The following is a 14371-nucleotide window of genomic DNA, read 5'->3' as shown; positions in this document are numbered from 1 at the left end:
GTGGCGGATGCGCTGATCTCGTTGGACGGGGTCGAGAAGGTCTTCGACGTGAGGCGCCGGGTGAGCCTGATGCGCCGTGAGAAACGCCAGGTCAGGGCGGTGGACGGGATCAGCTTCGAGGTCGCCCGGGGAGAGATGGTCGGCTACATCGGGCCCAACGGCGCCGGGAAGTCGACCACGATCAAGATGCTGACCGGCATCCTGACGCCGAGCGGCGGCCGGCTGCGGGTCGCGGGCATCGACCCGGCGCGGGAGCGGATGCGCCTCGCGCACCGGATCGGGGTGGTGTTCGGGCAGCGCACCACGCTGTGGTGGGACCTGCCGCTGAAGGACTCGTACGGGCTGATGCGGCGGCTGTACCGGGTGCCGCGGGCGCGGTTCGAGGAGAACCTGGAGCGCTGCGTGGAGCGCCTCGACCTGGCCGAGCTGCTGGACGTACCGGTACGGCAGTTGTCGCTCGGGCAGCGGATGCGCGGGGACATCGCGGCGGCGCTGCTGCACGATCCGGAGGTGCTGTACCTGGACGAGCCGACGATCGGGCTCGACGTGGTGAGCAAGGCGAAGGTACGGGGCTTCCTGCGTCAGCTGAACGAGGAGCTCGGGACGACGGTGCTGCTGACCACGCACGACCTGCAGGACATCGAGCAGCTGTGCGAGCGGGTGATGGTGGTCGACCACGGGCGGCTGATGTACGACGGGGCGCTGGGCGGGCTGCACGCGGCGGGGTCGGCGGGGGAGAGCGAGCGGACGCTGGTGGTGGACCTGGAGCGGGAGCTCGCGCCGATCAGCGTGGCGGGGGCGCGGGTGGTGAAGGTGGAGGGGCCGCGGCAGTGGCTGGCCTTCCCGGCGGGGGCGTCGGCGGCGCCGCTGGTGGCGGCGGTGGCGGCGGATTACCCGCTGGTGGACCTGTCGGTGCGGGAGCCGGACATCGAGGACGTGATCGCGCGGATGTACGCGGGGCGGGGCTGACGCGCGGCTCACGTCTCGCGTCTTTCGTCTCCTGGGTCCTGAATCAGGGGAAAGCCGGGGGTGATCCGGGGGCGATCTCAGGGGCGCAGTCATACAACTCCCCCCCGCACTCTGCATAGTCTGGTGGGTATGAGTGACGAGCGGCCGGAGAAGCCGTTGCCGGAGCTGAGGGCGTCGGACGCCGACCGGGACCGGGTGGTCGAGCGCCTGCGGGACGCCGTCGCCGAGGGCCGGCTCGACATGGAGGAATTCGAGGAGCGGCTGGAGGCGGCGTACAAGTCCCGTACGTACGCGGAACTGGAACCACTGACGCAGGACCTGCCGGCGCCCACCGGGCCGTCCTCCCATCCGGCGGCGGTCGCCGGGTCGGCGGCCGAGCCCTGGCGGGGCCGGATCGGCGGCGCGGGATCCTCGACGGCGGCCGTGGCCGTCATGTCGGGCTTCCAGCGCAAGGGCCGGTGGACGGTGCCGGCGCGGTTCGACGCGTTGGCGTTCTGGGGCGGCGGGGAGCTGGACCTGCGCGAGGCGGACTTCGCGCAGCGCGAGGTGGTGATCAACTGTGTCGCGATCATGGGCGGCATCGAGATCACGGTCCCGCCGGGGGTGGAGCTCGATGTCCGTGGCTTCGGTGTCATGGGCGCCTTCGACCAGCGGGACAACCCGGGCCCCTCCGAGCCGGGTGCTCCGCGGGTGGTCGTGACGGGCTTCGCCTTCTGGGGCGGCGTCGAAATCAAGATCAAGAAGCGCAAGCCCCCACTGACGGACGACCCCCTCCGCAAACAGCTCTAGGCCGTCTCTTTCGGATCTTGCCGGGCCCGCGTTGCCCGGCACCGCACCTCGCTGTGTTGTCGGTTCTCCCTAGTACGTCCAGTACGCGGGGAGCTCCTCCGCCTTGCGATGCACGGCACCGGACAACGCGGGCTCGGCCGACAAGATCCGAAAGAGACGGCCTAGGCCCCGGTCCGGCCGAGGCTCCACCCGGGCCGGCTGCCCGGGTGGAGCCTCGGCCGGCGTGGCTCCGGCCGACGGCCGCGATCGGCTCTGGGCAGCGGTTCGCCACCGCGAGCGGGCCACCGCCCCGGCGGTCCTGGACCGCCCGGTCCCTGGGCGGCGGTGCTCACTGCGGAGCCGGTGGTTCGGGCGCGCCCCGGCCTCGACGGCGGCACGCGCTGCACGGGCCGGGGCCCGGCGGGCAGGGGTGTCCGTGAGGCGGCGGGAGCTGCTCTCGGCGGCGGCGGGTCGCGGGCGAGCGGCAACCGGCGCCCCGACCGGGGTCGTGCGGGAGCGGCCCGGGCTCGGGCCGGCGGCACGCCGCAGTGAGCCGGTCGATCGTCCGGAACGGGGTGTCCGGCAAGGCTGCCCGCTCCGGACCGGCGGGTATGACGGGGAAGGCGGGGGCCACCCCGGACCGGCACCCCTCGCGGGAGCGGACTGGCGTGGCGGGAACTCCTCGCCCCTCCCGGGAGTCGGATGCTATGCAGACAAAACCGGCGCCCCCGGGGGAAGGCAGGAGCACGTGGAGAACCGCAGCACCACCGGAGGTCCCGGCACCGCAGGAGGTGCCGGGACCGCACCGCCACCGGCACCACCCGCACCGCCCCCACCGCCGCCACCCTCCCGCGGCGGGTTCGTCTTCAGCGCCGCCGACGAGGAGCGCCGCCGCGGGGTCCGCCGGATGAAGGTCACCGCGACCGGTCTGCTGATCCTGGTCGCGCTGGTCTACGTACTGGCCAAGTACGCCCAGCACGCCTGGGGCGCGGGCGGCTGGGCCGGGTACGTCGCCGCCGCGGCCGAGGCCGGCATGGTCGGCGCGCTCGCGGACTGGTTCGCCGTGACCGCCCTCTTCCGGCGCCCGCTCGGCCTGCCCATCCCGCACACCGCGATCATCCCCACCAAGAAGGACCAGCTCGGGGTCTCCCTGGGCGAGTTCGTCGGGGAGAACTTCCTCTCCGCGGACGTGGTCCGGGCCCGCCTCCACTCCCTCGGCATCGGCGGGCGCCTCGGGTCCTGGCTGGCCGAGCCCGAACACGCCGACCGGGTCACCGCCGAGCTCGCCGCGGCGCTCCGCGGCGCCCTGACCGTCCTGCGCGATTCCGACGTGCAGGCCGTCGTCGGCGAGGCGATCACCCGGCGCGCCGAGACCGCCGAGATCGCGCCCGGCATCGGCAAGACCCTGGAGCGGGTCGTCGAGGACGGCGGCCACCGCCGCGCCGTCGACCTCATCTGTGCCAAGGCCCACGACTGGCTGATCACGCACGGGGCCTCCATCACGGACGCGGTCCAGGGGGGAGCGCCCGGCTGGACCCCGCGGTTCGTGGACCGCAAGGTGGGCGAGCGCGTCTACAAGGAGCTGCTCCGCTTCGTCACGGAGATGCGGGACATGCCCGAACACCCGGCGCGCGGGGCGGTGGACCGTTTCCTCACCGACTTCGCCGCCGATCTCCAGTCGGACAGGGAGACCCGGGCGAAGGTGGAGCGGCTCAAGTCCGAGATCCTGGCGCGCGACGAGGTCCAGGACGTCATCGCCTCCGCGTGGTCGGCGATCCGCTCGATGATCATCTCGGCGGCGGAGGACGAGCAGAGCGAGCTGCGCCTGCGCGTCCGCGCCTCGTTGATGTCCCTCGGTGCGCGCCTGGCCACCGACGGCCGCCTCCAGGCGAAGGTGGAGGGCTGGATCGAGGGCGCGGTCGTCTATGTCGTCACCCACTACCGGACCGAGATCACCTCGCTGATCACGGACACGGTCGCGGGCTGGGACGCCGAGCACACCTCCCGCAAGATCGAGGCCCACATCGGCCGCGACCTGCAGTTCATCCGTATCAACGGCACGGTGGTCGGCGCCTTGGCGGGCCTGCTGATCTACACGGTGTCCCGCGCCTTCGGCGCATAGGCCGCCGGGAGGGGCAGCTCCAGCTGCGCGTGGCCGCGGGCGGTGACGTCCGGGGGCGCGGCGCGGGCGGCGCCTAGGGCGAGGAGGGCGCGCAGGGCGGCGATCACGTCGGCCGGTCTGTCGCGGAGGATCCCCGGCGTCGTACTGGCCACCAGGACGCCCCGGGACTCCAGGCGCAGTCGCCGGTGCAGGGTGGCCTGCCAGGCGTCGCGCGTGTAGTGGTACTCCGCGGAGTCGATCTCCAGTGCCACGCCCTCGTCGGGCCAGTACGCGTCGGGGCTGGCGAGGAACGCCCCGTCCGGGCCGTGGAGGCGGGCGTTCCAGAGCGGGGCCGGGAGGTCGGTGGCCGCCAGGGTGTCGCGGGCCCGGCCCTCGGCGATCGAACGGACCCCGGCGACGAGTTCCGCGGCGGCCACCCGGACGGCGGGGCGCCCGCGGACCCGGCCCGCGCGCAGTTCGGCATGCAGGTCGTGCGGGTGGCACCAGCCGCCCTGGACGACGTTGGCCAGTACGGAGCGCACCAGATCGGCATCGTCGGTGCGGGCCGCGAAGTCCGCGGCGGCCCGGATCGGGCGGGTGCCGGGGACTCCGGAGATGTGGATGGTGGCGGGCCAGCGCGAGGTCGCGGCGGGGCGGACCCGGCCTGCGGCGGCCGGCGAGCGCGGGGCGCGGACGAGGACGTCCAGCGGCTCGGGCGGGGCGTCGCGGATGCCCAGGAGCGCAAGGGCGGCGCCGCCCGTGAGCGCGGCGGTGGATCCGGAGAGGGGATCGGCCGCGGGGTGGGCGGCGTACAGGACGGCGGACAGCGCCCGCTGCCTGGTGTCCGGCGGGCCGGTCTGCAGGAGGTACACCCGTGGCAGGAGACGCTGCCAGGGTCCTCCGCGGCGGCTTCGGCCGCTGATGGTGCCGGCCGGGATGCCGGCCTGCTTGAGCTGGTGGTAGGTGGCCATGTTCAGCTGGCGCTGGGCGATGCGGGCGACGGAATCCTTGCAGGCGATCATGCCCGGGGTATGCCCGGGTGGGGCGCGGGCGATGCTCAGGCCGAGGGGTGGTTCGGGGCGAGGAAGACGACGACGCCGTTCTGAGTGTCGGGCAGCGGGGTGACCTCGTGCCAACCGAGGCGGCGGTAGGTGGCGACGGTGTCGGTGGCCACCCGGGCGGTCAGCAGCCAGGCCCGGTCGTCCGGGGCGTCGGCGGTGATCTCGGCGAGGAGGGCGCGCCCGGTGCCGGTCCCGCGCGCGTGCGGGCGTACGGCGAGCTCGTCGATCTCCAGGGCGCCGATGAGGAGTTCCCGTACGCGCTGCCTGCCGAGCTGTGCGGTGACCTGCCCGTATGCGCGGTCCCGGGGGAAGGTCCTGGGGGTCAGCCAGCCGGTGGCGAAGCCGTCGATGCCGGTGGCCGACTGTGCGAAGGCGGTACGGAATCCGGTGCGGCGGCTGTCCGCCTGGAGGCGGAGGGCGAACTGGCGAATGGTTTCTTCGCCCTCGTTCCACGGTGGAGCGGAGAAGACCTCGCTGTAGGCGTCGGCCAGTTCGTCCGACAGGTCCAGCACGGCCGGTCCATAGCAGATCACGTTTGCAGCTCCTTGGGCCGGCTTGGGCGGCTTCGGTCGTATCGCCCGTGTAGGAGAGTGAATCTACGCCGGGGAGGTTCCACGGAGGGCACGCGGGCGGATCCGGAGGGTGTGCGACAAATCCGACTTCCGTGTGCCGGGCCGGGCCGCCCGTATCGCCGGGCCCGGGCCCGGCGTTGAACCGGTGTGCGCACCTCTCTCCTGAACCGAGCCCTGGTCGGCCTCACCGCGTGCGCGGTGGCGTTCTTCATCATCCTGGGGGTCATGGCGGTACTGCCCCGCGCCGTCCAGGACACCGTCCCGCCCGGCATCCTCGGCGGGGCCGTCGTGGTGCTGGGCGTGGCGGCCGCGCGCCGCTTCATGCGCCGCGCGCGTTAGCCTCGTACCGTCACTTTTCGAACGACCGGAGGCCTCACAATGGCGCAGATCCCCACCTCGGCAATAGCGGCGGCCGGCCTGGTCGGCGGCTACGCCACGGCACGCTGGACCGGCAGGCGACCGCTCGGCGGGGTGATCCTCGCAGCCGCCGGAACCCTGGCGGCCCGCGAATGGCACCGCCGCACGACCCCGACGACGACGGCCCTCCTGGGCGCGGCCTACGTGGCGGCGTTCGCGGGATCGCACCCCCTGGCCAAGAAGATCGGCCCCTGGCCGGCGGTCTTCACGGCAGCGGCGGCGATGGCGACGGCCTCCTACGCGGCGGCGGACCGGGCCTAGTCTGGCTGCTTCGCCGGGCCGTGGCGGCCGGTCGATGCGCAGGCCGGGCATGCTGAACCCGCCCGGCCATCAGTGCCTTGCAGCGCCTCGACTATTGCCCCGACCCGCCAGTGATCTTTTGGCATGATGCGTGCATGACTACGCCTTCAAGATCCGTTGCGTTTGGTACCCCTGACGGTGTGACCGAGGGGGACTGGTTCGCGGGTCATGCGGCACTCCACGCCAAGGGTCTGCATCGCTTCAGTGGCCGCGGAATCTCGGGGACCGAGAAGACTGGGGCCGACTCCATCGTGCTCTCCGGCGGGTACGTGGACGATCGCGACGAAGGCGACGTGATCATTTACACGGGCGAGGGCGGACGGGACCGGGATTCGGGACAGATGGTCGCCGACCAGACCCTCGGGGAGCGGGGCAATGCCGCCCTGGTCGTTTCGCAGGCCATGGGGCATCCCGTACGCGTGATCGAGGGCCTAGGGGTTACCCAGGGCAAGCGCCGGAGGGCGACCAAGGGGTACGTCTACCGGGGGCTGTTCCAGGCAGCGGAACACTGGATGACGGTCGGGCAAGAAGGCTTCCGCATCTGCCAATTCAAACTGGTCAAGATCGAATCGGGTGATGCGCCGACCCCTCAGCCGGTGGACCCGCTGGCCGGCGCCGAGACGGCATTCGAGGAGCAAGCCCGCCGCTACATCTCCCAGGACCGCTTGGTGCGCGACTCCAAGGTCGTGAGTGCGGTGAAGAAGATGTACGACAACACCTGCCAGATCTGTCGCACGCGGCTGATCGTCTCGGTAGGGGGTCAGGCCTACAGCGAGGGGGCGCACATACAGGCCGTCGGTAAGCCGCACATGGGCGACGACAGGCTTGAGAACGTCCTGTGCTTGTGCCCCACCTGTCATGTGCTGTTCGACCGAGGGGCACTGCAGCTTACGGACGAGCTCCATGTGATCGACGGACTCACCGGTCGTTTTCGCGCGGAGCTTGCGCAGGTCAAGGGCCACAACATCGGCATTGAGTTTGCGCGCAAGCACCGCGAACGGTGGGCGAACCGGCTCCCCTAAGGGGTAGGGACGCCCTAACCTCCGTGGCACTCCGCGTACGGCTTGCCCGAGGTGCACCAGCAGGGGGCCGTCGGGGTGGGGGGCCAAGGGGTGGCCTTGCCGCGGGCGGCCAGGGTTGTTGCGTATTCGGCCAGGAGGGACGGGGAGGCCGGGGAGGTTTTCTCCGACGCCGCGAAGGCCTCGTAGGACGGGACGCTCGCGGTGACGATGCCGAGGTTCGTGGTGCCCGAGGCGGCCAGGGCGCGGAGGGAGGACTCGATGTCCCTCAGGTGGGCCTCGTGCGAGGGGTACTCCGAGGCGAGGGTCGGGTATGACGTGAGGAGTTCCGCCAGCTCGCGCGCGGGCCAGTGGAGGATCGCCACCGGGAAGGGGCGGGAGAGCGCCGCGCGGCGGTCGCCCAGTTCGGCCCGCAGGCGGGCGATCTCGGCGCGCAGCTCGGCGGGGTCGTCGGAGCCCAGGGCCCAGATGCGCTTCGGGTCGTGCAGCTCGTCCAGGGGGATCGGGCCGATGTGCCGGGTGTCCGCGACCATGTCCCAGTCGTCGTGCGGGCGCCCGAGGAGGCGGCGTACGCGGTGGCGGCCCGTCAGCAGGGCGGTGGTGGCCGGCGTCAGCGGGTCGTCCTCCGCGACCAGGAGGGCGGCCGCCTCGGTGAAGCAGTCGTGCGAGGCCTCCAACTCGTCGTGGGCCTCCAGGGCTTCCGCGATGACCTCCCACGGCGCCGGGTCCTTGGGCGAGGCGGCACGGATGCCCGAGATGAGTGCGCGGGCCTCCGCCTCGTGACCGTACTCCCAGAGGTTCGCCGCCTGCAGGGCCTTGATCAGGTGGGGGTCGGACGGGGAGGAGGAGAGGAGTTGGTCGTACAGGGCACTCGCCCGGTCGCGTGCGTCCCCCAGTTCCAGGTGGGCCGCGGCCTGGAGGAGCAAGGGCTCCTGGTCCTCGGGGTAGCGGGTCGCCGTGCGGATGAGGCGCTCGGCTTCGGCGATGTGCTCGGCAGGCGTGTCGGGGCGCATGGTTCACACCGTACTGCCGCTGGTCAGTTGACGGGGGAGGACTTAAGGTGCCGCCCGTGCGAGATCGCGTACCTGTGGTGGTGCAGGGGAGCGGCCGGCGTGGGCGCCGGGCCGGTCTCGCGGGGGTGCTGTGGGCGGGCGCCGAGCTGATCGTCACCGTGGGCGTGGTGGTCCTGTTGCTGGTGGTGCACCAGGTGTGGTGGACCAATCGGCAGGCCGTGGCCGCCGCGCAGGAGCAGGTACGGGCGCTGGAACGGGCCTGGGGCGACGGTGACGGTGACGGCGACGGAGCCGATGGCGAGGCCGGCGGTGCGGACGGCGGCGGTGCGGAGCCCGTCGCCGGGATTCCGTCGGAGCCTGCGGACGGGGCCGGGTACGAGGGCGACGGGGTTCCGGCGGCCGGGCGCGGGCCGGGCCCCGCCGCGACCCGGCCCGCCAGGGCCCCGGACCGGGAGCCGGCGTACGCCGTTCTGCGCGTCCCGCGCCTCGGCCTCGTCGTCCCCGTCGCGCAGGGGGTCGACAAGCGGTCCGTCCTGGACAAGGGGTACGCCGGGCAGTACCCGGGGACCGCCGGGCCCGGGGCGCAGGGGAACTTCGCGCTGGCCGGGCACCGCAACACGCACGGCGAGCCGTTCCGGTACATCAACCGGCTGCGGGCGGGCGACGAGCTGATCGTCGAGATGCGGGGGCGCCGGTACACGTACATGGTCGGGAAGACCTTGAGCCAGACGACCGAGCGGGACACCGGGGTGATCGCGCCCGTGCCGCGGAGCGTGGTCAAGCCGGACCAGGGGTACAGCGAGCCCGGCGCGTACATCACGCTCACCACCTGCACGCCCGAGTACAGCTCGAAGTACCGGCTCGTGGTCTGGGGGACCCTCAAGTCCTCCTGACCCGGGCGCTTTGTCGGTGGGCCCGGTTAATATCGGTCTCGTACGGGAGTTCGTGCGCGGGAGTGGAGAGGGGGTGGTCTGCATGGCTCGGCAACAGCGACGGGGTGTGCTGCCCTCGCTGTCCTCGTCCTTCTCGCCGCCGTTCCCCCTGTCCTTCTCCCTGTTCGTCCGGACGCTGCTCTCGCTCGTACTGCTCGGGGGGCTCCTCGGGCTGTTCGCCGGAGAGGGCGGGCTGGGCGCCGTGGTGGTCGCCCTCGCGGCCACCGTCGCCGTGGGTACCCAGGCACTCGCAGCCGCCGCGCGGCTCGTGCGCCCCGTGCCGCCGCACCGAATACGCACCGCGATCCGTGATCGCGAGCAGCGCACGGCGTTCCTGCCGCAGCGTGATCCCGATGCCTCGGGCCGGTCGCGGCCCAGGGCGCCCGGCCGTCTCGTCCCGACGGCCGCGTAGGGGCGCGCAGTACCTCTCGCCTTCTGCTGACTGATCACTGTTGTCGCCCCTCGTGGGTCGTCACGCCGAAATGCATCTCTTTCGACGTTCGACGAGACCCTTCGGAGGGCCCACGTGTCCGTTTTCACCCACCTTGTTGCTGCGCTTGGCCGGCTCCTGGAGCCGGTGCTGGCGCAATCCGCGACCGCTGCCGCGATCGTGCTGTTCACCGTGCTCGTACGGCTCGCCCTGCACCCGCTGAGCCGGGCGGCTTTCCGGGGGGCGACTCCGGTGGCGGGGTGCCTGCCGCTGCTGCTGCAGCTGCCGGTGTTCTTCGTGATGTACCACGCGTTCTCCTCCGCCGAGGTGGGCGGGAAGGCCAATGAGCTGCTCGGGCACCGGCTCTTCGCCGCGCCGCTGGGGGCCCGGTGGACCGGGGCGCTGGGCGAGGGCGGCGTGTTCGGGCCGCAGGGGCTGGTGTTCCTCGGCCTCTTCGGGGCGATCGCGGTGGTGGCCGCGTGGAGCGCGGTGCGGGGACGTCGGGCGGCCGCCGCTGCTGCCGCCGCCGCTGCCGCCGCCCCGAAGAAGGGCCGGGCCCCCGCCGCCGGCCGCGCCGGGGCGATGGCCGAGGTGAGCGCCGAGCAGCAGGAGGTCATGCGCAAGCTGGGCGGCGTACTGCCCCTGCTGTCGTTCGGGACGCTGATCACGGCTGCCGTGGTGCCGCTGGCCGCAGGGCTCTACCTGCTGACCACCACCGCCTGGACGGTGGCCGAGCGGGTCTGGCTCCAGTACCGCAAGGAGCGGGCGGAGCGGGCCGGGCAGGCCGAGCAGCCGGCGGGGGCGGGGGCGCGTGGAGGCGGGCGTTCCAGTCTGTGAACAGGGTCTTGCGGATTGGGTGGACATCTTGGAGGATCGACCAAATCCTCCGATGGCCGCAACCCATCGGCCGGCCCTGGGCACGCCCATGGGCCGACCACCCACGACCACGGGAGAATGCCCATGAAGCTGCTGCGTGTCGGACCCGTAGGGTCGGAACGTCCCGCACTGCTCGACCGGGACGGGACCCTGCGTGACCTGTCCGGCCTGATCACGGATGTGGACGGCGGCCTGCTCGCCGACGACTCCGTGCTGACCCGGGTACGGGACGCGGCCGAGTCCGGTGAGCTGCCGGTCCTGGGCGCCGAAGGCCTGCGCATCGGTGCGCCGGTCGGCCGCATCGGCAAGGTCGTGGGCATCGGCCTGAACTACTTCGGGCACGCGGCCGAGATCGGCGCGGAGCCGCCGGCCGAGCCGATCCTGTTCCTCAAGGCGCCGGACACCGTGGGCGGCCCCGACGACACCGTGCTGATCCCGCGCGGCAGCGTGAAGACCGACTGGGAGGCCGAGCTCGGCGTCGTCATCGGCAGCACCGCCCGCTACCTGGACTCCGCCGAGCAGGGGCTCGCCCACGTCGGCGGCTACGTGCTGGTCAACGACGTCTCCGAGCGCGAGTTCCAGATCGAGCGCGGCGGCACCTGGGACAAGGGCAAGAACTGCGAGACCTTCACCCCGCTCGGCCCCTGGCTGGTCACCGCGGACGAGATCCCGGACCCGCAGGTCCTGGACGTGAAGCTGTGGGTCAACGGCGAGCTCAAGCAGGACGGCAACACCTCGGACCAGATCTTCCCGGTCGGTGAGGTCGTCAGGTACCTGAGCCACTTCATGACCCTGTACCCGGGCGATGTCATCGTCACCGGTACGCCGGGCGGCGTGGCCATGGGCCAGCCGGAGCCGAAGCCCTACCTGCGGGCCGGTGACGTCGTGGAGGTCGAGATCGAGGGTCTCGGCCGCCAGCGCCAGGAGTTCAAGGGCGCGTAGCCGGCACCCGTACGGGCGTGGACAGGGGCGGGGCTGCCACCGGCGGCCCCGCCCCTTCCGTGTGCGTGCGCGGGGTGCTCAGCCCCCGGCCGGCATGCGGCGACGCCGGAGCAGGCACAGGTACGCCGGTCCGCCGAGCAGGTGCGGCGGTCCGCCGAGGCGGGCCACCGCCCGTACCGCGGATTTCACTCGGAGTCGGACGCCGTGGCGGGAATCTCCACCACCACGCCCTCCTGGGACGACCGGCGGGCCGCCTCCAGTACGTCGAGGCAGTGCGCGGCCTCGAGCGCCGTCACGGGCGCCGGCCCGCCCGTGCGCAGCGCGGCCTCCACCGCCGCGTAGTACGCGGGGTAGTCGCCCGGCTCCGTCGGCACCGGGATCCCGCCGCCGGTCAGCGGGGACTCCCCGGAGCCCAGCCGCCCCCACAGGTGCGGGGGTTCCTCGCCCCAGGGCATGACGCCGTCCGGCCGCAGCCCGTCCCGAAGGGCGCCCTCCTGCGGGTCGAGGCCGTACTTCACGTACCCGGCGCGGGAGCCCAGGACGCGCATCCGCGGTCCCAGCTGGGCGGTGGTCGCACTGACGTAGAGGTGGGAGCGGATCCCGTTCGCGTGGGTGAGGGCGATGAAGGTGTCGTCGTCGGTCTCGGCGTCGGGGCGGCGCACATCGGTCTCCGCGTAGACCCGTACTGCCGGGCCGAACAGCACGAGCGCCTGGTCCACGACGTGGCTGCCGAGGTCGTACAGCAGGCCGCCGATCTCCTCGGGGGCGCCCGACTCGCGCCAGCCGCCCTTCAGGTGCGGGCGCCAGCGCTCGAAGCGGGACTCGAAGCGCTGGACCTCGCCGAGTTCGCCGTCGGCGAGGAGGCGGCGCAGGGTGAGGAAGTCGTTGTCCCAGCGGCGGTTCTGGAAGACGGAGAGGAAGGTTGCGCTGCGCTCCGCGAGGTCGGCGAGCGCGCGGGCCTCGGCGGCCGTGGCGGCGAGCGGCTTGTCCACGACCACCGGGATGCCGGCTTCGAGCGCGGTGGTGGCGAGCGGGACGTGTGTCCGGTTGGGGGAGGCGATCACGACCAGATCGAGGTCCCTGTCCCACAGTTCGGCGGCGGTGGGGACGACGTGCACACCGGGGAACTCCGCGCGGACCTGGGCCTGGCGGTCCGGGTCGGAGGTGACGACGGTGTCGAGGGCGAGCCCGTCCGTGGCGGCCACGAGGGGGGCGTGGAAGACGGAACCGGCGAGTCCGTAGCCGATGAGGCCGACGCGCAGGGGGGCGGGAGCGGGGGAGGCGGGGGAGCCGGGGGAGGCGGGGGCGGAGGTGCTCATGGAGACCACTTTGGCAACAGTGTTGTCAAAGTGCAAGGAAGGTGGACAATGGGCTTGTGAACAGCAGGAGTGGGGACGGGCGCGGCGGGGTGAACCTGCCGGCGCTGCGCGGGCACAACGAGGCGCTGATGCTGGATCTGCTGCGCGGCGCGGGCCCGGCAGGTCTGGGCCGCGCCGAACTCGCGGCCCGTGCGGGGCTCACCCCGCAGGCCGTCAGCAAGATCACGGCCCGGCTCGCCGCGGACGGGCTGATCGCCGAGGCCGGCCGCGCCGCGTCCACCGGCGGCAAGCCACGCACCTTGCTGCGTCTGATTCCGGAGGCGCGTCACGCGGTCGGCGTGCACATGGACCGCGACGAGCTCCGGGCGGTACGGGTGGACCTGGCGGGGCGTGTCGTCGCCGAGAGCCGGGGCCCGCTGGACTTCGGGGCCGGGCCGGAGGCGGCGGTGGAGGCGGTCGTACGGGCGGTCGCGAGGGTCAAGGACCCGACCGGGCTGCCGCTCCTGGGCGTCGGAGTGGCCGCGCCCGGGCCGCTCGATTACCGGGCCGGGGCGATGGGGCGGGTCACGGGATACCCGAGCTGGAAGAGCTTCCCGCTGCGGGGAGTGCTGGAGGGCAGGCTGGGCCTGCCGGTGCTGCTGGACAAGGACACGAACGCCGGTGCGGTGGCGGCCGCGGGGGCGTGGCTCCGGGCGGCTTGGCCGGATGCGGATGCGGATGCGGATGCGGATGCCGGTGCGGGTGTGGGTGCGGGTGCTTTTGTCGCTGCGGATGTCGGGGGTGGCGTGGGCGTCGGCTTGAGTGCCGGGGCTGGCGTGGGTGCCGGGCCGGGTGTGGACGCCTATGCCGGCGACGGGCCCCACACCTGTGTGTACCTGCACGTCGGGACCGGGCTCGGTGCGGGGCTGTGGCTGCGCGGCGGCGTCTACCGGGGTGCCCGCTCGGCGGCCGGGGAGTTCGGCCACCAGGTGCTGCTGCTGGACGGCCCGCCGTGCCGGTGCGGGGCGCGCGGCTGCGTGGAGGTGCTGTGCCTGGGGGCGGTGGCCCGAGGCGAGCTTTCCGAGGCGGCGCGGATCCTGGGCGAGGCCGCGGCCAATCTGGTCGCGCTGCTGGATGTGGACCGTGTGCTGCTCGGCGGGCGCGTGGTGGCGGCGGCGCCGGACGTGTTCGTGGCCGAGGTCGGAGCCGTTCTCGCGGCCCGGGCGCTGGATCCGGCACGGCCGGTGGTTGCGCTGGCGGGGGCGGGTGTGGCGGAAGGGGCGGCGGAGATGGCGCTGGCGCCGTTGTTCGGGCGGGCGGGGTGACGTGTGCCGGTGGCCCGGTGGCCCGGTGGCCCGGGTGCGGCGCCGTTGCCGGGGGCGCTGCCCCCGGACCCCCGCGCCTCAAACGCCGGCGAGGCTGAAAGAGCGCCTCAAGCGCCGGCGGGGCTGAAAGAGCGCCTCAAACGCCGGCGGGGCTGGAGGGCGCCTGAAGCGTCGGCGGGGTTGGGCCGCGGGGCTGGAGTGGGTGGCTTGACCGATGTGGCAATCGGGCGTAAACCAGAACAACTCAGGCGTGGCTCCCCGCGGGGGTTCGCGCAGGGGTGGCAGGGTGCGGGCAGGGCCGGGGGGATTGTCACCTGGTCCGATCATTGTCCCGTCCGGCGAGCAGCG

At 73.1% G+C, this 14371-nt stretch carries 15 protein-coding genes; 11 read left to right on the top strand and 4 right to left on the bottom strand.

What is annotated here, in order from left to right; genetic code table 11:
• From OG753_RS17270 to OG753_RS17260, 3 genes are all read left to right on the top strand, one after another.
• On the top strand, positions 1-969 hold the full coding sequence (locus OG753_RS17270) for an ATP-binding cassette domain-containing protein (protein WP_405789078.1): 969 nt from the start codon (positions 1-3) through the stop codon (positions 967-969).
• A 129-nt stretch (positions 970-1098) separates the two neighbouring features.
• On the top strand, positions 1099-1758 hold the full coding sequence (locus OG753_RS17265) for a DUF1707 domain-containing protein (RefSeq protein WP_327262671.1): 660 nt from the start codon (positions 1099-1101) through the stop codon (positions 1756-1758).
• 727 nt (positions 1759-2485) lie between these two features.
• Positions 2486-3859, top strand: coding sequence for a DUF445 domain-containing protein (locus OG753_RS17260; RefSeq protein ID WP_405789076.1), 1374 nt, complete (start codon positions 2486-2488; stop codon positions 3857-3859).
• On the opposite strand, the gene OG753_RS17255 is transcribed toward OG753_RS17260, so the two are convergent.
• Positions 3829-4860: a hypothetical protein gene (locus OG753_RS17255; RefSeq protein ID WP_405789074.1), complete on the bottom strand. Its 1032-nt coding sequence runs from the start codon at positions 4858-4860 to the stop codon at positions 3829-3831. The genes OG753_RS17260 and OG753_RS17255 overlap by 31 nt on opposite strands.
• Positions 4861-4895: 35 nt before the next feature.
• The gene (locus OG753_RS17250; RefSeq protein ID WP_405789073.1) at positions 4896-5432 is read right to left on the bottom strand and encodes a GNAT family N-acetyltransferase; all 537 of its coding nucleotides are present in this window, start codon (positions 5430-5432) and stop codon (positions 4896-4898) included.
• A 186-nt stretch (positions 5433-5618) separates the two neighbouring features.
• Here OG753_RS17250 and OG753_RS17245 point away from each other — a divergent pair, with 186 nt between their 5' ends.
• From OG753_RS17245 to OG753_RS17235, 3 genes are all read left to right on the top strand, one after another.
• Positions 5619-5810, top strand: a complete 192-nt coding sequence (locus OG753_RS17245; protein WP_401283621.1) for a hypothetical protein — start codon at positions 5619-5621, stop codon at positions 5808-5810.
• 39 nt (positions 5811-5849) lie between these two features.
• Complete coding sequence (locus OG753_RS17240; RefSeq protein ID WP_401283623.1) at positions 5850-6149, top strand: hypothetical protein; 300 nt, start codon at positions 5850-5852, stop codon at positions 6147-6149.
• Positions 6150-6283: 134 nt separating this feature from the next.
• On the top strand, positions 6284-7210 hold the full coding sequence (locus tag OG753_RS17235; RefSeq protein ID WP_405789072.1) for a YDG/SRA domain-containing protein: 927 nt from the start codon (positions 6284-6286) through the stop codon (positions 7208-7210).
• Positions 7211-7224: 14 nt separating this feature from the next.
• Here OG753_RS17235 and OG753_RS17230 read toward each other — a convergent pair whose 3' ends face one another.
• A complete protein-coding gene (locus OG753_RS17230; RefSeq protein ID WP_405789071.1) occupies positions 7225-8220 on the bottom strand; it encodes an SEC-C metal-binding domain-containing protein in 996 nt (331 codons plus the stop codon).
• 56 nt (positions 8221-8276) lie between these two features.
• Between OG753_RS17230 and OG753_RS17225 the strand changes: the two genes are divergently transcribed.
• The 4 genes from OG753_RS17225 to OG753_RS17210 all read left to right on the top strand — a co-directional run bounded on the left by OG753_RS17225 (position 8277) and on the right by OG753_RS17210 (position 11400).
• Positions 8277-9113, top strand: a complete 837-nt coding sequence (locus OG753_RS17225; protein WP_405789069.1) for a class E sortase — start codon at positions 8277-8279, stop codon at positions 9111-9113.
• 82 nt (positions 9114-9195) lie between these two features.
• The gene (locus OG753_RS17220; protein ID WP_405789068.1) at positions 9196-9564 is read left to right on the top strand and encodes a DUF6412 domain-containing protein; all 369 of its coding nucleotides are present in this window, start codon (positions 9196-9198) and stop codon (positions 9562-9564) included.
• A gap of 165 nt (positions 9565-9729) precedes the next feature.
• Positions 9730-10419, top strand: coding sequence for a YidC/Oxa1 family membrane protein insertase (locus tag OG753_RS17215; protein ID WP_405789066.1), 690 nt, complete (start codon positions 9730-9732; stop codon positions 10417-10419).
• A 123-nt stretch (positions 10420-10542) separates the two neighbouring features.
• Positions 10543-11400, top strand: a complete 858-nt coding sequence (locus OG753_RS17210; protein ID WP_327262655.1) for a fumarylacetoacetate hydrolase family protein — start codon at positions 10543-10545, stop codon at positions 11398-11400.
• Between the two features lie 185 nt (positions 11401-11585).
• Here the strand turns inward: OG753_RS17210 and OG753_RS17205 are convergent, their stop codons facing one another.
• Complete coding sequence (locus OG753_RS17205; RefSeq protein ID WP_405789065.1) at positions 11586-12719, bottom strand: Gfo/Idh/MocA family oxidoreductase; 1134 nt, start codon at positions 12717-12719, stop codon at positions 11586-11588.
• Positions 12720-12847: 128 nt separating this feature from the next.
• On the opposite strand from OG753_RS17205, the gene OG753_RS17200 reads away from it, so the two are divergent.
• On the top strand, positions 12848-14023 hold the full coding sequence (locus OG753_RS17200; RefSeq protein ID WP_327266786.1) for an ROK family transcriptional regulator: 1176 nt from the start codon (positions 12848-12850) through the stop codon (positions 14021-14023).
• Positions 14024-14371: the final 348 nt, after the last annotated feature.

Origin of the sequence: Streptomyces sp. NBC_00029 (assembly GCF_045160505.1) — a bacterium.
Classification (GTDB): Bacteria; Actinomycetota; Actinomycetes; order Streptomycetales; family Streptomycetaceae; genus Streptomyces.
The sequence above is the reverse complement of the archived record's forward strand: the minus strand, read 5'-3'. Positions and strand labels throughout refer to the sequence as shown.